General features: G+C 60.0%; 15 protein-coding genes. 3 read left to right on the top strand and 12 right to left on the bottom strand.

What is annotated here, in order from left to right; all coding sequences use genetic code 11:
* Positions 1-80 precede the first annotated feature (80 nt).
* The 3 genes from cobT to cobS all read right to left on the bottom strand — a co-directional run bounded on the left by cobT (position 81) and on the right by cobS (position 3860).
* A complete protein-coding gene (gene cobT, locus EK369_RS20685; RefSeq protein WP_127116180.1) occupies positions 81-1955 on the bottom strand; it encodes a cobaltochelatase subunit CobT in 1875 nt (624 codons plus the stop codon).
* Positions 1952-2665, bottom strand: coding sequence for an aspartate/glutamate racemase family protein (locus EK369_RS20690; RefSeq protein WP_127116181.1), 714 nt, complete (start codon positions 2663-2665; stop codon positions 1952-1954). Before EK369_RS20690 ends, cobT begins: the two co-directional genes overlap by 4 nt.
* Before the next feature lie 208 nt (positions 2666-2873).
* Positions 2874-3860: a cobaltochelatase subunit CobS gene (cobS, locus tag EK369_RS20695; protein WP_127116182.1), complete on the bottom strand. Its 987-nt coding sequence runs from the start codon at positions 3858-3860 to the stop codon at positions 2874-2876.
* Positions 3861-4061: 201 nt separating this feature from the next.
* On the opposite strand from cobS, the gene msrB reads away from it, so the two are divergent.
* A complete protein-coding gene (gene msrB, locus EK369_RS20700) occupies positions 4062-4538 on the top strand; it encodes a peptide-methionine (R)-S-oxide reductase MsrB (protein ID WP_127116183.1) in 477 nt (158 codons plus the stop codon).
* A 107-nt stretch (positions 4539-4645) separates the two neighbouring features.
* Here the strand turns inward: msrB and EK369_RS20705 are convergent, their stop codons facing one another.
* Positions 4646-5944, bottom strand: a complete 1299-nt coding sequence (locus tag EK369_RS20705) for an adenylate/guanylate cyclase domain-containing protein (protein ID WP_127116184.1) — start codon at positions 5942-5944, stop codon at positions 4646-4648.
* A 253-nt stretch (positions 5945-6197) separates the two neighbouring features.
* Entirely contained in the window at positions 6198-6821 is a 624-nt protein-coding gene (locus EK369_RS20710; RefSeq protein ID WP_127116185.1) for a DnaJ domain-containing protein, read from the bottom strand.
* Between the two features lie 339 nt (positions 6822-7160).
* Between EK369_RS20710 and EK369_RS20715 the strand changes: the two genes are divergently transcribed.
* Positions 7161-7418, top strand: coding sequence for a BolA family protein (locus EK369_RS20715; protein WP_127116197.1), 258 nt, complete (start codon positions 7161-7163; stop codon positions 7416-7418).
* Here the strand turns inward: EK369_RS20715 and EK369_RS20720 are convergent, their stop codons facing one another.
* From EK369_RS20720 to pepN, 7 genes are all read right to left on the bottom strand, one after another.
* Positions 7419-7904 (bottom strand): DUF4177 domain-containing protein, encoded by a 486-nt coding sequence (locus EK369_RS20720; protein WP_127116186.1) that lies wholly within the window; start codon positions 7902-7904, stop codon positions 7419-7421.
* Positions 7905-7968: 64 nt separating this feature from the next.
* Positions 7969-8562 (bottom strand): class I SAM-dependent methyltransferase, encoded by a 594-nt coding sequence (locus tag EK369_RS20725; RefSeq protein WP_127116187.1) that lies wholly within the window; start codon positions 8560-8562, stop codon positions 7969-7971.
* A gap of 55 nt (positions 8563-8617) precedes the next feature.
* The gene (locus EK369_RS20730; RefSeq protein ID WP_127116188.1) at positions 8618-9100 is read right to left on the bottom strand and encodes a thioesterase family protein; all 483 of its coding nucleotides are present in this window, start codon (positions 9098-9100) and stop codon (positions 8618-8620) included.
* Positions 9101-9164: 64 nt separating this feature from the next.
* A complete protein-coding gene (gene gatB / locus EK369_RS20735) occupies positions 9165-10679 on the bottom strand; it encodes an Asp-tRNA(Asn)/Glu-tRNA(Gln) amidotransferase subunit GatB (RefSeq protein WP_127116189.1) in 1515 nt (504 codons plus the stop codon).
* A gap of 68 nt (positions 10680-10747) precedes the next feature.
* Positions 10748-12055: a hypothetical protein gene (locus EK369_RS20740; protein WP_127116190.1), complete on the bottom strand. Its 1308-nt coding sequence runs from the start codon at positions 12053-12055 to the stop codon at positions 10748-10750.
* A gap of 124 nt (positions 12056-12179) precedes the next feature.
* A complete protein-coding gene (locus EK369_RS20745) occupies positions 12180-12608 on the bottom strand; it encodes a hypothetical protein (RefSeq protein WP_127116191.1) in 429 nt (142 codons plus the stop codon).
* A 9-nt stretch (positions 12609-12617) separates the two neighbouring features.
* Positions 12618-15203 (bottom strand): aminopeptidase N, encoded by a 2586-nt coding sequence (gene pepN / locus EK369_RS20750; RefSeq protein WP_127116192.1) that lies wholly within the window; start codon positions 15201-15203, stop codon positions 12618-12620.
* A 206-nt stretch (positions 15204-15409) separates the two neighbouring features.
* On the opposite strand from pepN, the gene EK369_RS20755 reads away from it, so the two are divergent.
* The gene (locus tag EK369_RS20755) at positions 15410-17557 is read left to right on the top strand and encodes a malate synthase G (protein ID WP_127116193.1); all 2148 of its coding nucleotides are present in this window, start codon (positions 15410-15412) and stop codon (positions 17555-17557) included.
* Positions 17558-17772: the final 215 nt, after the last annotated feature.

A 17772-nucleotide genomic window follows, 5' to 3' on the forward strand; every position in this document is an offset into this window, starting at 1 on the left:
GCACATCATCTTCGTATTGCCAAAAATACTCCGGGGTGAATTGGCCCCTTGGGGCCAAGAGGGGCAGCGCCCCTTTGCCCCTATCCGACCCGCTTCATTCCCAGAACACGGGCGCGTTTGCGCGGATCGCTGTCAAACAGGCTGGCCAGCTGTTCGGTCATCGCACCGGCCAGCTGTTCCACATCGGTGATGGTCACGGCGCGTTCATAGTACCGCGTCACGTCGTGGCCGATCCCAATCGCCAGGAGTTCGACCTGTTTGCGCTTTTCGACCATGGCGATCACGTCGCGCAGGTGTTTTTCGAGATAGTTGGCCGGGTTCACCGACAACGTCGAGTCATCCACCGGCGCGCCGTCAGAGATCACCATCAGGATTTTGCGCACTTCGGGGCGCCCGATCATGCGGCGGTGCGCCCATTCCAGCGCTTCGCCGTCGATGTTTTCTTTCAACAGCCCCTCTTTCATCATCAGCCCGAGGTTGGGCCGGGTGCGCCGCCACGGGGCATCCGCGGATTTGTAGATGATGTGGCGCAGGTCGTTCAGGCGACCGGGCTGCTGTGGGCGGCCCTGGTTCAGCCATTCCTCGCGGCTCTGGCCACCTTTCCAGGCGCGGGTGGTAAAGCCGAGGATCTCGACCTTGACGTTGCAGCGTTCAAGCGTGCGCGCCAGTACGTCGGCGCAGATCGCGGCGATCGAAATCGGGCGGCCGCGCATCGAGCCGGAATTGTCCAGGAGCAGCGTCACCACGGTATCACGGAACTCGGTGTCTTTTTCCTGTTTGAACGACAGGGGCGTGGTGGGGTTGGCGACCACGCGGGCAAGGCGGCCTGCATCGAGGATGCCCTCTTCGAGGTCAAACTCCCAACTGCGGTTCTGCTGGGCCTGAAGGCGGCGTTGCAGTTTGTTGGCAAGCCGCGAGACGGCGCCTTTCAGCGGTTCCAGCTGCTGGTCGAGATAGGCGCGCAGGCGTTCCAGTTCGACCGGCTCGGCGAGGTCTTCGGCGGCGATTTCTTCGTCAAACTCGGTCTGGAAGACCACATAATCCGGGTCGGCTTCGGAGATGGGCTGTGGCGCGGGCGGCTCGAGCGGCGCCTCGCCTTCGGGCATCTCCATGTCTTCGCCCATTTCGTCCTCGGCCATCTCGTCCATCGAGACCTGGGCTTCGGACATGTCCTGTTGTTCTTCCTGTGACTGTTCGGGGCTGGCCTCGGAGTCGTCGTCCTGGCTGTCGTCATCCCCGGTGGAGTCGGGATCGTCCTGATCCTGCGAGTCTTCGGCTTCGTCGTCCTGATCTTCGTCCTCGGCGTCCGGGTCATCGCCCAGCTGGTCGCCATAGCCAAGGTCGTCGATGACCTGGCGGGCGAACTTGGCAAAGGCCTGCTGGTCCGAGAGCATCTCGTTCAGATCGCCCAGCGTGTCACCGGCGTTCTGTTCAATGAACCCCTTCCAGAGGTTCATCACGTTACCCGCGGCGGGGGGCATATCGCGGCCGGTGGCGAGGTGGCGCACGAGGTAGCCAGCTGCCACGGACAGCGGCGCGTCCGAGGCGTCCTTGATCTGGTCATAGCCGCGCCCGCGCGCCTCGTGTTCGATCTTGGCGTCGATGTTGCCGGCGGTGCCGGGCATGTCACGCGCGCCCATGGCTTCGCAGCGCGCGGTTTCCATGGATTCGTAGAGGTCGCGCGCCATGCCGTCGTTGGGCGCGTATTTCGCGTGCATGGCGCCGTCGTGGTATTTCACCTTGAGCGCCAGCGCATCCGCCGTACCGCGTGCGAGCAGAACCTCGTCGCGTGTCATTCGACGCGAGACCTGCGGCAGGCGCATCTGTTCGCCGCTGACACCCGAGGGGTCGACCGTGTAGGTGACGCTCAGCTCGGGGTCATTGGCCATGACCTTGGTCGCCTCGGCCAGTGCCTTTTTGAACGGATCGGCGGGGTTGTCAGTTGGTTTTTTCATCGCGATTCTGCCACGTCTTCAAGATTTACCCGCCCGGTTGCGAGATCGGCGAGAACCGCCACATGCACATCCAGCGCGTCGATAACTGTATAGTCGGTTTGCTGCCCGTCAAAGGCCAGATTGAGATCGGTGCCTGCAAGCACCACGGCATCAGCGCCCATGTTGTCGATCAGCCGCGCGCCCGCGTCGAGGAAGGTGGCCCGCTGCGCGTCGGTGCAGTGCCCGGAAACGGCCATGTCCTGATAGGTCTGGCCGAGGGTTTCGATCTCGTCTGTCAGCGCCACGGCGCGGGTCTGTTTCAACTGGCCGTAAAGGCCGGTACGCATGACCACACGGGTGCCGAGCAGGCCGACGGTGCCGAGGCCCTGCGCCGCGAAATACGCGTCCAGAGGGGTGACGGCCGAGACGAGGGGCAGGGGCGACAGCGGCACAGTTTCATTGAAACAGAAGTGCCCGCCCAGCGACGTGATCGCGGCACAGTCGCAACCTGCGGCCCTGAGCCGGTCAATCAGCCCGGCATAAGTGCGGGCTTGGGTCTCGCGGTCGTCAGCCAGGTTAGTGCGGATCAGCTCCTGCACATCAGCATGCACAATGGTCAGTTCCAGCTTGCCGCCCAGTGCCTCCACGGCTGCCGTCAGGCGTTGGTAATAGACCACCGTGGCCGCAACACCGATGCCGCCGATCAGGCCGATATGGAGGTTTTTGGTCATAGGTTCGGGTCACCGTGCTTTTGTTAACAAACCCCGGATCGCTTGTGATCCGGTTCGCGCCCGGCCTCGCCCCCCAGGGCGGGCGCGAAAACCTCAACCGGTCCATTTGGGTGGAGGTTTCGAGTTTTCGCAAACATCCCACCAAGATCAGCCGCGCCCACCCTCGAAGCCGGGCGCAAACCTGTGTTGAGTGTAGCTCTGCCCGGGATCACCCCAGGCTCACGCTCGCCGCACTTTCCGGCAGTTCCTCGTCGAACAGACGCTGATAGAACTCAGCCACGGTCTGGCGTTCCAACTCGTCACATTTGTTGAGGAACGTGAGGCGGAAGGCATAGCCCACGTCGCGGAAGATCTCGGCGTTTTCGGCCCAGGTGATCACGGTCCGGGGGGACATCACGGTCGAGAGGTCTCCGTTCATGAAGGCCGTGCGGGTGAGGTCTGCGACGGTGACCATCTGGTGCACGGTCTTGCGGCCTGCCTCGGTGTTGTAATGCGGGTTCTTCGACAGAACGATGTTGGTCTCGGCGTCGATCGAGAGATAGTTCAGCGTTGCGACCAGCGACCAGCGGTCCATCTGGGCTTGGTTGATCTGTTGCGTGCCGTGATAGAGGCCGGTGGTGTCACCCAAGCCAACCGTGTTGGCGGTGGCGAACAGGCGGAAATACGGGTGCGGTTTGATGATCTCGTTCTGGTCCAGCAGCGTCAGTTTGCCGTCGGTTTCCAGAACACGCTGGATCACGAACATCACATCCGCACGGCCCGCGTCATATTCGTCAAAGACGATGGCAACGGGGTTGCGCAGCGCCCAAGGGAGAATGCCTTCGTGGAATTCGGTGACCTGTTTGCCGTCACGCAGTTTGATGGCGTCTTTACCGATCAGGTCGATCCGGGAGATGTGGCTGTCAAGGTTCACACGCACGGCGGGCCAGTTCAGGCGCGCGGCGACCTGCTCGATATGGGTCGACTTACCTGTGCCGTGATAGCCCTGGATCATCACCCGGCGGTTGCGGGAAAACCCGGCCAGAATGGCCATGGTGGTGTCGGGATCGAACTTGTAGGTGTGGTCCACGTCGGGCACGCGATCCGAGCGCTCGTCGAAGCCCTTAACCGTCATATCCGTGTCGATGCCGAACACGTCGCGCACCGAGATTTCTTCGGTGGGTTTTGCGTTGATATCGATCGTGCCGTCGGCCATCTTGGTCGTCCTTCTATCTCGGGCAAAGCCCGGTCGTGTTTTCGTACCGGGATGTGGTGCCTCATTTCCGCGCGGACCACAAGGGGAATGGATGAACGACGCGGCGTTGTCACATTTCTCGCAACCTCGTGCAGATGTGTCATTTGGCATAGCGCCAGAAAAGGTCCAGCTATGAGGACAGAAATTGCGGAGGAGTTTGTTATGAACCGGCGTGTTGTGTTGGGTGGATTGCTGGCGGCAGCGGGTCTTGCGCCATTGATGAGTCGCGAGTCACTGGCCGCAAGCGAAGCGTTCGAAGTCACGCGCACCGATGCCGAGTGGCGCGCGATGCTGTCGTCCCTGGAATACAAGGTGATGCGCAAAGAGGGCACCGAACGGGCGGGGTCTTCACCGCTGGACAAGAACACGGCCAAGGGCACCTATCTGTGCCGGGGCTGTGACCTGCCGCTCTATTCCAGCAAGCACAAGTATGACAGCGGTACCGGCTGGCCGAGCTTCTGGAAGGCGTTGCCGGATGCCATTGCCACCAAGCCGGATCGCACGATCTGGGGGGTGCATACCGAGTGTCACTGCCGCCGCTGCGGCAGCCATCTGGGACATATCTTTGACGATGGACCAAAACCCACCGGCAAGCGCCATTGCATCAACGGGGTGAGTTTGACGTTTCAGGCGGCCTAAGCAGAAAAACTGCAGAACCAGTTTGTTGATTTCGCGCGCATTTCGAGGGTTGCTTACTGTCTTCATACGGGCAGACAGCCCCTGAGAGAGAGCTATCGAACTCAAGGTCAGGAGATTTCCGCTTTCTCATCTCCCTGCGCGAGCAAATGCCAGATTTCAACGTCTCCCTTGCCTTTCAGTGGCACCATGCCGATCGAGTGAAAGACGAACTGCTTCTCCAGCGCATTTCGAACGGCCGAGCTGGTGACAATGCACCCCGGATCGGCGCTGCCTTGCAGGCGGCTGGCAAGATTGACCGTGTCCCCCCAAATGTCGTAGCCGAACCGCGTTTCACCAATGACGCCGGCAAGAAGGGGACCCGAGTGAAGGCCAACGGTGATCGTTGCCGCCCTTCCGTCCGGACCGATGCATTCGCCAGCGGATTTGACCATTTCCAGCGCCAATCTTGCCGCCGATGCGACATGTTCGGATTGCGGTTCCGGAACACCACCAGCAACCATATAGGAGTCGCCGATTGTCTTGATCTTCTCTAAACCGTGACGCTCTGTGAGATCGTCGAATTTCCCGAATAAATTGTTGAGGAAATTGACAACTTCATCCGGTGAGTGGTTCGCCGAAAGCTGGGTGAAGCCAACCACATCGGCAAAAACCACGACTGCATCAGGTATGTTGTCGGCGATACGTTCTTCCCCGTGCTGTATCCGTTCAACGATGACAGGGGGGAGTATGCGGGTGAGCAGCTTGAGATACTTTGTGCGCTGCTCCGCGATCTGGCGTTCACCGATGAACTCCTGTCTTCGCAGCCGATTTACCTGATAGCTGGTGAAAGCACCGGCAAACAGGGTCACAAGGTATTGCGAGTAAATCGTCAGAAGCTCACCGGTCCCGATTTCTCGGGTAACCGTCATGACCACCGAAAATATGAAGGTCGAAATCACGCCCATGAGGACCGCGGCCTTGAAGCGAAGCGGAAGCATGAAAAAAAGCAGCATCAGAATGATGATGAAACCCGACAGGTATTCATCGGGCGTGTCGCAATATGCATTGATGGCGGCATAATTCAGGGTCGCACTGACCAGCAATATCCAGGCAGGAGCCTCGATGCGCCGCCTGAACAACGAAGTTCGCGTTAAGGCATAGATGCCGACGGCCCCCAGACACCCGAAAACCAGGCGGATCACAAGGGCGAAGGTCAAATTCTCGGAGATGACCGCGTAGTCCAGCACTGCGAACATGGCAAGCGCGAGAGCGCCTACCAAGATTGCCATTCGAAGGCGTTGCAGATCATAGTCGAACCGCGACTCGCGAAACTGAGCTTCCAGCTCCGAATCCACAAGCTGTGCAAAGTACCTGTCTATGGCTGGTACGGCCTCGTCAGGTTGCCGCGTTGTCAACTGATCCTCCAACAGATTTCGTCCCAAGCATTCCGTTGATTGTAGTGCCGATCAGTTCAAATTGCAGGTCCAAAAGATCGAAGTGGGACCCTGCGGTCACTGCATTGACGGAAATACGAAAGCAAGCCCACAGCCAGAACACAGCCGGAACTTTGCAAATCGAGCGCTACGCATTCTGCGGATAGAAGTTGGATTTGTTGATCCCAAAGGGTCATTTGCGACCCTGGCCCCCCCCCAAAAAAACCCCCCTTGATGGGGGATTTCTTTACTTGAAGTTGCGGCTTTCCTTGATCTGGTCCCAGGCCCAGACCACCTCTTGCAGCTGCTCTTCCTGACTGCGGTCGCCGCCGTTCATGTCGGGGTGCAGCACTTTGATGAGTTTCTTGTAGGCCTTGCGCACCTCGGCCTTGGTCCAGTGGTCCTTGGCTTCGAGAATCTCCATGGCGCGGCGTTCCGTGGGCGGCAGGCGTTTTGAGGCGCCGCCGTTCTTGCCGGGGTTCTGCGTTGCGTTGCCGCCAAGCACCTGATGCGGGTCTTCGATACCCAAGCGGGCCCAGGCGCGGGCCTCGGGGTCGGTAAAGGTCTTGGTCTCGCGTTCCCAGACCTTGTCCTTGGATTTCTGCGCGTTGATCTCGGCCTCGGTCTGGCCGTCAAAGAAGCTCCACTTCTGGTTATACTCGCGCACGTGATCCTTGCAGAACCATTTGAACTCATCCAGCACGTCAGGTGCGCGCGGGGCACGGTATTTGCCCGCTTCTTCACAGCCTTCATGTTCACAGACACGGGTGGACGTCTCTTGCGCGCCAGACATGCTGCGCCGCCCACGTGGGTTGTTCTTTTTGGCCGACTTGACCGACATATCAAAACCGAATGGATCTGACTTGGACATGAACTCACCTTTTCGACTCGGAGCGGAGAGTTTAGGGTCTGGACCCGTTGGTTTGCAAGGCTCAGCATCGAAAAATGCGTGAAATCAGCCGCGTGGGTTTTGCCGCAAAGGCTGGTCGCCTTTGCAAAGAAGCCGCGCGGCTGAGGGCATGCATTTCTCGATGCCCTCCGGGTTCGCCGGGTTTGGACCCGAACTGCGTTATACGCCCTTGAAATAGAACCACTATTCCTTCGGGCATATGCCTGGTTCGGGACAAAACCTGGCGAACTGAGCCTTGTAAACCAACGGGTCCAGACCCTAATCTATGTGACGCAAGATAGAAGAGGGCAGATGCAAAAAATGTCAGTGCGGCAGGAAATCCACGACAAATTGACGGCGGCGTTTCGCCCAAGTGCGCTGGAGGTGGTGGACGACAGCGAGAGCCACCGGGGCCACGCGGGCTATCAGGACGGGGGCGAGAGCCATTTCAACGTGATGATCCGGGCCGAGGCCTTTGGCGCGATGAACCGGGTCGCCCGGCACCGCGCGGTGCACAAGGCGCTGGGTGCCGATCTGGTGGGGCGCATTCATGCGCTGGCACTGGATATCGACGGCTAACTATTCGGCGGCGTGGCCGGTTTCATCCTCGTCTGCGTCAGGCTTGGTGCCGGGGGCCACGCTGCGGGCGCGTGTCATGAGAGCCACGGGCAAAGAGGTTGGCTGCTCCTCGCCGGTTTCTTCGGCAAAGCTGGTCTCGGGGGGGGGCTCGTCTTCGTTTTCTTCCTGCGGCGGGGGCGGCATGGCCTCGACCGGGCGGGGCAGTTCCTTGTATGCGGGGCGTTCCAGAAGGCGCGGGCGAAAGGCGCTGATGTCGTCCTTGCGGGCGCGGCGGAAGACCATGACACTGCGAAAGGTTGTGGTGGTCGAGGTGAGGCCGGATTTCTCTTCGCTGGGCAGGGTTTCTGAGCGCAGGAATTCCCAGCCCTCGGCGGCCAGTTCGTTCATGACCTCTTCGAGGGCAAAGGCAAATCGGCCCTCGGCCCCTTTCACGCCCTTGGCGCGTTTGCCCCGGGAAGGGGCGGGAACAACTTTGAACTCATACATTTTTGCAAAACCGGTCTTTATCTCTGCGCCAAAGGTACCCAGTGATTGACAGCCTGTCGACGGTTTATCTGCGCAGGTTTTTTGGCAGCTTGGTGAGCTTGTCCGGATAGGCCGGGTTCCCGGCGCTTTCCTTCATGATGGCCCAGGAGGGAAACTTGTCCTGCGGGTCGGGCGGATCGGACATGGCTGTGCGCAGGATCGGTTGGTTCAGGCACTCGGACAGCGCATTGACGGACGCCTGCACCAGCGGCCATTTATTGTGATAATCATGGCCCGCGATCATACCGCCCACTTTGACCTTGGGATACCAGTCGAACATGGTCTTGCCGCGCAATTCGCCGTTGTGGGCGTATCCGTCAATGTAGACAAAATCGAAGTGCTCGTCAGGGAAGACATCCAGCGCCTCTTCGAAGGTCATGCGCAAAAGCCAGTAGTTGCCACCCATGCCGACGTTTTTCAGGGCGCGGATGTATTCGGCAGTGTCATGGCGGTCGCCGTAGACGTCGACGCCGTAGACTTCTGAAAACAGTCCGGTTTCGCGCATCCGGCGTGAATACCATCCGCCCGCCACGCCCAGTTCAATGCCAATCAGCCCGTCCCTTTCCAGAAAGAGCGGGAGTTCTTTGCGTTCCTGCAGGATGTCAATCACGTCAGCCATACCCGCACCGTGTCACGCGGCGCAGGAAGGGTCCAGTGTGATCTTGTCCCCGAGGTTATTTGCGCTGCAATCCTATGGGTTTGCCGATCCAGTCGGGGCGGGGCAGGGTGCTGTGGGCCTCGGACAGGGCCTGAAACTTGGCAAGAATCTGTGGTGGCATCGGGGCAACCCGTGGGCCGGAGGTGTCGATGTGCAGGCCCAGCCCCTCGCCACGGGCCGAAACCCAGCCCTGGTCGCCGTGCAACAGTTCCTGGCAAAAGTGGAACCGCTTTTCGTCGAAGTCGAGCAGTTGAAAGGTGACAACAACCGGGGCGTCGAGGTGGATCTCGCGCAGATACTGCATGTGGTATTCGGCTGAAAACGTGGTGTGGCCCTGGGTTTTGACATAGTCCTCGCCAAAGCCGAGGTATTCCCACAGCTGGTCCACGCCCTTGTCCATCAAGGCATTGTAATAGGCCATGTTGAGGTGATCGTTGTAGTCGATCCACTCGGGGCGGATCGCCATTGGGGTCGAGCGGAAGGGGGCGTCGAACTGCATGGGGGCCTCGTGTGAAGACGTTGGTAGGTCGGACAGTCTGTCCGACCTACGGGGGGTTCTGTGATTACAGACCCAGTTTCTGCGCCACCAGCTCGTTCACGGCCTTGGGGTTGGCTTTGCCGCCCATGGCTTTCATGACCTGACCGACGAACCAGCCGGCGAGTTTGGGGTTCACTTGCGCTTTTTCCACCTGCGCCGGGTTTGCGGCGATGATCTCGTCCAGAGCGACCTCAATCGCGCCGGTATCCGTCACCTGTTTCATGCCGCGCTCTTCGACGATCTTCTCGGGGTCGCCGCCTTCGGTGTAGACGATCTCGAACAGGTCCTTGCCGATCTTGCCGCTGATGGCGTCGGATTTGATGAGCTTGATGATGCCTGCCAGCTGTGCGGGCGTCACCGGGGACTCGGTGATCGAATGCTCTTCGCGGTTCAGGCGGCCGAACAATTCGTTGATCACCCAGTTGGCGGCCATTTTGCCGTCACCGGCCAGTTTGGCGGCCTCTTCAAAGTATACGGCGTTGGGCACGTCGGCGGTCAGCACGCTGGCGTCATAGTCCGAGAGGCCAAAATCACTGATGAACCGTGATTTCTTGGCGTCGGGCAGTTCCGGCAGGCTGGATGCGATGTCATCCACCCAGTCCTGCTCGATTTCCAGCGGCAGGAGGTCGGGGTCGGGGAAGTAGCGGTAGTCGTGGGCTTCTTCCTTGGACCGCATCGAGCGGGTTTCGTTCTTGTCCGGATCATAGAGGCGGGTTTCCTGATCGACGGTGCCGCCACCTTCGACGATGCGGATCTGGCGTTCGGCCTCGATCATGATCGCCTGTTGGATAAACCGCATGGAGTTCATGTTCTTGATCTCGCACCGCGTGCCGAGATGCGAGAAGTCCTGTGTTTCCATGTACTTCTCGTACTGACCCGGACGGCAGATCGAGACGTTGACGTCTGCGCGCAGGTTGCCGTTTTGCATGTTGCCGTCGCAGGTGCCCAAGTAGCGCATGATCTGGCGCAGTTTGACGATATAGGCGGCGGCCTCTTCGGGGCCACGGATGTCGGGGCGCGAGACGATTTCCATCAGCGCGACACCGGTGCGGTTGAGGTCGACAAAAGACATGTTGGGGTCCATGTCGTGGATGGATTTGCCCGCGTCCTGTTCCAGGTGGATGCGTTCGATACGCACGGTGCGCGCGGTGCCGTCGCCCAGTTCCACCAGCACTTCGCCCTCGCCCACGATGGGGTGGTAAAGCTGGGAAATCTGATAGCCCTGCGGCAGGTCGGGGTAGAAATAGTTTTTGCGGTCAAAGGCCGAGAACAGGTTGATGTCTGCCTTGAGGCCCAACCCTGTGCGCACGGCCTGGGCCACGCATTCTTCGTTGATGACGGGCAGCATGCCGGGCATGCCCGCGTCCACGAAGGCCACGTTGTTGTTGGGTTCGGCGCCGAATTGGGTCGAAGCGCCCGAGAACAGCTTGGCATTGGTCGAGACCTGGGCGTGCACCTCCATGCCGATGACCAGTTCCCAGTCATGTTTGGCACCCGAGATCATCTTGGGTTTGGGGGTTTCATATGTCAGGTCGAGCATGGGCCGGACTCCTTGGAACGCATGTGGGATGCGTTCTAAGTCAGCCATGGGGCAGGAGCAAGAGGCCTTTAGCGCTGGATCTGGTTGATTCCGTCCGCTTCAAAGCGCACGGTGTAGCCCTCTTGCAGGGCCTTGAGAAACGGCATGGCCACAGCGGCCAATGCGGTTTCCTTGCCCTTTTCAGCGAGGCGCTCGGTCGAGATGATGCGGGCGGTGTTCTCAAAGCCGATCTCGGCATGACCCCAGATAAGCGGGTGCAGCTCGCGCAGATGGTCGTGCACAACCCGCTCAAAGCCACGGCGCAGGGCCGGGGGCAGGTCCGGGCGCAGGCCGGTCTGATGATAGCGGGCGCGGGTGATTTGCCAGCTTTGGAACAGGTGCGCGGCCAACAGATTGGCAGTGTGCTGGTCCGGGCGGCGCATCAGGATGTCCTCGATACCATCCAGGAAGTACTCGGTTTCAAGGAGGTCAAAGCCGTCGGGATCCACCAGAAGCGCGTCGAACCAGACCCAGGCATAGGCGCCGGCACCCCAGTCCTGATAGGTGCGGGCGGCCGTGCGGCGGGCCTCGAGGTCGACGGCCTGATAGGTGCCGTACCAACGCGGCAGGAGATAGTTGCCAAGCGCGCGCATGTGGCGCGGGTTCATCGGGTCGAGGTTGATGAGGGATTCGAATTCGCGGATCAGGTGCGCGCCGGGATCAACCTTGCCTGGCAAGAGCGCACAGCGCGCCGCCGAAAGGGCTGCGGATTCATGATCGGACGGGGGGAAAGCAGCCAGAATATCGCGGGCCCGGTCAAAATGCGCGGCAAAGGCCTCGCGGTTGACATCGCCAAGGCTGTCATCGCCGTGAGCTCCGCGCCAGGCCCAGCCGATGTCGATATGCATATGGGCGACGATCAGGGCGGTGGCGTAACAGTCGGGGTTGTCGAGCAGGATAGATTCGAGCGCTTCGATGCCAGAGAAAAAATCGCTGTCATGGGCCGGTTTGCCATGCAGCAGAGCGTGTTCGGCGGCGCGTACCACATCAGAGCGGGCGCCAAAGGCCATCAGCTCGGCCAGCGACACACCGGAGGGCGTGGTCAGGCGCGCGGTGTCATGCGCGCGGATCTGGTCGGCCAGCTCGTCCCAGCGATCCTGACGGGCCATGTACAGCCCGAACTCGCGCGCCTTGTCGCCCTCGATCTGGTCCGGCGTGGTGACGTGCACGGGTATTTGCAGCCGCTCCTGCATGTCGCGATAGGTGATGTTGGGATTGTCGTCCTCGACCATTTCGGTCTTTTCGGCGCGCGGCAGAGGTAATTTCCGCGCAAAGCTCTGCACCGAAGGGGCAAACAGCCCGCTCAGTTTGGCTTTTTGATCCGAGAAAAAAGTCATGTAACTGGGTACTCCGATTGAATGAAGACACTCTGATCGGAGTTTCGGGCCGAAACATGGCACCCTTTGGGAATCATGCGGACGGTTTTGGCGCAAATTGCGGCGGGCCTGTCAAAAGCGACAGTCAGACAACGCGGAAATGGTGACGCTCGGTGGCGATGTCGCGGTCTTTGAAGGCTTGCTCGAGCGTTTGGTGCGGCGGTGTCACGTCCTGGGGGATTCGCAGCTTGGAGGAATCACGCAAAATGAGCGTGACACGCACGGAGAAATCCCAGCGCGTGTCGAACCTGGCCCGCTGAATGCGGGACAGGGGCAGTTCTGCCTCTTGCCCAGAGTTCTTCCAGCGGATGTTCTGAGCGTTCAGCTCGAAATCGGTGACCGGGTTCCTGAGCAGGTCAATCGCGGCAGGAACCGCGAAGAGCCCAAGGCCAAGGATGATCCATTCAAGGGTGCCGACCGATGACAGGAAGACAAGAAATCCAAGGTAGGCCGCAAGCCCGAGCATCGTGGTTGGGCTGCGGCCGTGGTTCTGGTGGATGAGGGGTTCGGGCATTGGATCTCCTCAGGTGCCACGAATCCGGGTGACCATCTCGGTCGTGTCCTTGCTCAGGTTCTTTTGGCTGAGGATACGGTCGAGTTGCGTGCGGATCAGGGCCTGACGGTCGCTGTCATAGCGTTTCCAGGTCTGAAAGGCCGAACACATGCGGGCGGTGGTTTGTGGATTGAGCGGATCAAGGCGAATGAGCCAGTCGGCCAAGAGCGCATAGGCCGCACCGCTCTTGTCATGGAAACCAGCGTGATGCAGTGACAACACCCCCATCACCGCACGGAAGCGGTTGGGGTTTTTCATATCGAAATCAGGGTGTTGCGTGAGCTTTTGCGTGGTGGCGACAACGTCTTGTGGCTGCGCCTGCATGATCTGGAGTGAGAACCATTTATCCATGACAAGGCGGTCATGCGCCCATTGTTTCTCAAACGCGGCCAACTGGGTGTCGCCTGCGCCTGCATCTAACAGGCAGGACAGTGCGGCGAGTTGCTGGCTCATGTTGTTGGCACTTGCGTACTGGTCGGCAGCCTGTCTGCCGCCGTCGGTACGGCTGATGAGCGCCAAGGCGGCATTGGCGAGCGCCCGTTTGCCCGCCGGGTCGGCCTCGGGCGAAAAGGGGCCGGGCGTCTGGTTGGCAGTGTAGAGGTCGGGCAGGAGGTCGGCAAAGGCCGCCGCCTTGGCGTCGCGCAGGGCTTCGGACGCGGTGTGGATGGCCTCGGGGTCGGGGGTATGGCCCGCCTCGTGCAAAAGGCCTGCGAGTTCGGATTGCGTCGGTTGCCCGAGCATCAGGGCGCGGTAGGCCGGGTCGAGGCTGTTGTCGCGCAGAACGGATTTGAGGCCATCGAGATAGGCGGGGTTCGGATCGTTGCCGTCAATGATTGCATTCAACAGCGAGTCGCGGGCCAGCATGCGGCCTGCCTCCCAACGGTTGAAAGGATCGGTGTCATGGGCCAGCAAAAACGCGCGGCGGTCATTGTCGATGTCATGATTGAGGATCACCGGGGCCGAGAAACCGCGCAGGATCGAGGGGACCGGGCGCGTGGCATGGCCGGGGAACGCGAAAGTTTGTTCTTCTTCGGTCAGTTCGAGGGTCTGTGTTTCCATGACTTCGTCGCCATTGGGGTTCAAAAGACCGACGTTCACCGGGATGACCTGTGGGGCCTTGGTGTCCTGATCCGGCGTGGGGGCGGTGGATTGCCTGAGGTGCAGAGTAAACGTGTCCCCCTCATAATCCTCGCGCACTTCTACGCGTGGCGTGCCGGGTTGCGAATACCAGCGCTTGAACTGGGTGAGATCACGCCCCGTCGAGTCCTCAAAAACCTTGAGCCAGTCTTCGATGGTGGCAGCATCGCCATCGTGGCGGTCGAAATAGAGATCGAGCGCCTTGGCATATTCTTCCTGCCCGACCAGCGTGTGCAGCATGCCGATGACCTCGGCACCTTTTTCATAGACGGTTGAGGTGTAGAAGTTATTGATTTCCTGAAAGCTTTCCGGGCGAACCGGGTGTGACAACGGCCCCTGATCCTCGGGGAACTGGCGTCCGCGCAGGGCCAGAACGTTGGAAATACGGGCCACGGGGGCCGAACGCATGTCAGCGGTGAACTGCTGGTCGCGATAGACTGTCAGCCCCTCTTTCAGGCAAAGCTGGAACCAATCACGGCAGGTGATGCGGTTGCCGGTCCAGTTGTGAAAGTACTCATGCGCAATGATTGCCTCGATACGTTCGAAATTGGCGTCTGTAGAGGTTTCCGGGCTGGCGAGCACGCAGGACGAGTTGAAGACATTCAGCCCCTTGTTCTCCATCGCGCCCATGTTGAAGTCATCGACGGCGACGATGTTGAACTCATCCAGGTCATACTCGCGGCCATAAACGTCTTCGTCCCATTTCATCGACTTTTTCAGGGCTTCCATGCCAAAGGCGCATTTGTCCTCATCGCCGGGGCGGACCCAGATGGCGAGGTCTACCTCATTGCCGGACATGGTGGTGAATGTGTCTTGATGCGCGATCAGGTCTCCTGCGACGAGCGCGAAAAGATAGGCGGGTTTGGGCCAGGGGTCTTGATAGATCGAGACATTGGGGCCCTCTGGCTGGGTGCTGTCCTGGGAATAATACAGACCGTTGCCGTTGGAGAGCATGACCGGGGTGTGTTCGGCGGTGCTCTCGATGCGCACGGTGAACTGCGCCATGACGTCGGGGCGGTCGGGGTACCAGGTGATCTTGCGAAAGCCCTCGGCCTCGCATTGGGTGCAGTACATGCCGTTGGACATGTAAAGCCCTTCGAGCGCGGTGTTGTCTTGTGGGTTGATCTCGACCTCGGCTTCCCAGTTGAAGGGGGCTTCGGGCACATCGACCTCAATTCCGCCATCAACATATGTTGGGTCAACGTCGTGGCCGTCGACCTTGATCGAGACGTGTTTCAGGTCTTCGCCATGCAGGAAAAACGGGCGGTGATGCACCTCGTAATCCGGACGAAAGCGGATGCGCGAGATGACACGTGTCGCCGTGGGATGCAGGCGAAAGGTCAGGTGGACATCGTCGATAATCCAGCCAAAGGGTTTGTAGTCCTTGAGATAGATCGTCTGGGGGGCAGCATCGCGCATGGGGGTCTCCTGAAAGCCTGTCGCAAGAAGATGTAGCCAATCGCGGCGCGGCTGCAAGCGCGGATCGGCGGGGCCGCTGGCAGTTTCTTGAGATTTTTGAAAGTTTTTCAGCCTGCACCGAAGGGTCAGTTTTGTTGCCTATAGGAAACTTCTGGACTAGATCGGGAACAGTATACCGTCGTGCACCCAGGAAATCGGAGTAGAACATGGGCAACAGAATGGAAAAACACGGGCTTCAGGTAGACACCGTTTTGGCGGAGTTCATCGAAGGCGCGGCGTTGCCCGGCACGGGCGTTGAGGCCGAGGTGTTCTGGGCCGGGCTGTCCAAGATGTTGCACGAGTTGGGACCGGAAAATCGTGCGCTTCTTGAGAAACGCGAGACGTTGCAAGGCCAGATTGATGCCTGGCACGTGGCCAATCGGGACGCGCCGCACGACCACGAGACCTATAAGGCGTTTTTGGAAGAGATTGGGTATCTCCTGCCTGAAGGGGGAGAGTTTCAGGTTGAGACAGCCAATGTCGATCCCGAGATCGCCTCGGTGCCCGGTCCGCAGCTTGTGGTGCCGATCACCAATGCCCGCTATGCGCTGAACGCGGCAAACGCGCGGTGGGGGAGCCTGTATGACGGTCTCTATGGCACCGATGCGATGGGCGTGCGTGCTCCGGCGGGTGGCTACAACAAGGGGCACGGCAGCCGTGTTGTGGCGCGCGCGCGCGTGTTCCTGGACGAGGCGTTTCCGATTGAGGGGCTGAGCCACGCAGACGTACGGCGGTATCACATACGCGACGGCGCGCTTTTGGTGGATGACATGCCGCTGGTGCAGCCCGAGAAGTTCGCAGGTTATCGCGGCAATCCAAAGGCGCCGGACTCGGTGATGCTGGTCAACAACGGTCTGCATGTCGAGCTGGTGTTTGACCGCGCCCATCCTATTGGCAGCCGGGATCAGGCTGCATTAGCGGACGTGCGGCTGGAAAGCGCGATTTCGGCGATCATGGATTGCGAGGACTCGGTCGCATGTGTCGATGGCGAAGACAAGGTGCAGGCCTATCGCAACTGGCTGGGCCTGATGAAGGGGGATCTGACCGAAGAGGTAGACAAGGGCGGCCACAGCTTTACGCGCAGGCTGAACGACGACCTGACCTTTACTGCGCCGGATGGGGGCGATTTGACCCTGAAAGGACGCGCACTGTTGCTGGTGCGCAATGTCGGTCACCTGATGACCAACCCGGCCATTCTGGACCGCGACGGCAATGAAACCTTTGAGGGTCTGATGGATGCGCTGGTCACCACGATGATCGCCATGCACGATCTGCAGCGCGACAGCGGCAATTCGGTGCACGGGTCGGTCTATGTGGTGAAGCCCAAGATGCACGGGCCGGAAGAGGTGGCCTTTGCCGTCAAAACCTTTGATCTGGTTGAGGATATCCTCGGGCTGCCGCGCAACACGGTGAAGATCGGCATCATGGACGAAGAGCGCCGGACCTCGGTGAACCTCAAGCAATGTATCGCAGCGGCAAAAAGCCGGGTGGCGTTCATAAACACGGGCTTTCTGGATCGCACTGGCGACGAAATTCACACCTCGATGGAGGCCGGACCATTCAGCCGCAAGGATTTCATCAAGCGCAAGGGCTGGATCGGGGCCTATGAAAACCGCAACGTGGACATTGGTCTGGAATGCGGTCTTCAGGGGCGGGCGCAGATCGGCAAGGGCATGTGGGCCATGCCCGACCTGATGCATGCGATGCTGGAACAAAAGATCGAGCACCCCAAATCCGGCGCAAACTGTGCCTGGGTGCCCAGCCCGACCGCGGCGACGCTGCACGCGCTGCATTACCACAAGGTTGATGTCTTTGCAGTGCAGGACAAGCTGAAGGCCGGCGGGCGGCGCGCCCATGTGGATGGCATCCTCGACATCCCGCTGGCGACCTATCGCAAATGGTCGAAAGAGCAGATCACCCGCGAAGTTGAAAACAACGCCCAGGGCATTCTTGGTTACGTGGTGCGCTGGATTGATCAGGGTGTCGGCTGTTCCAAGGTGCCGGACATCCATGATGTCGGTCTGATGGAAGATCGGGCGACCTGTCGGATCAGCTCTCAGGCGTTGGCCAACTGGCTGCACCACGAGGTGGTGAGCGAGGCCGAGGTGATGGCGGCGATGCAGAAGATGGCCGCCGTGGTGGATCGTCAGAACGCAAGTGATCCATTGTATCGCCCGATGGCGCCGAGTTTTGACGGGATCGCCTTTCAGGCGGCCTGTGATCTGGTGTTCCGGGGCCGGGTTCAGCCATCGGGCTATACCGAGCCGGTGCTGCATGCCCGCCGGTTGGAGCTGAAGGCTCAAGCGGCTGGGTAGATCATCCGTGGAGCAGTGCTTGGGGCGCTCAGAGTGATCTCTAGTGCCCCTTTTCGGTCTCGGCGTGAGGCGACGATTGTCTGCTATGCGGACAAAGCTGCCGTTCAAATGAGTGCGCTCAATGTCTGCTCAGCCAGTCAAAATTGAACCGCCCCGGGTTTACCGGAGAGTTTCTGGTTCAATAGTTATGCCGCTTTCTCAACGGCGCTCAAGTC

Origin of the sequence: Shimia sediminis, from assembly GCF_003990645.1 — a bacterium.
In the GTDB taxonomy this organism is placed as follows: Bacteria; Pseudomonadota; Alphaproteobacteria; order Rhodobacterales; family Rhodobacteraceae; genus Shimia; species Shimia sediminis.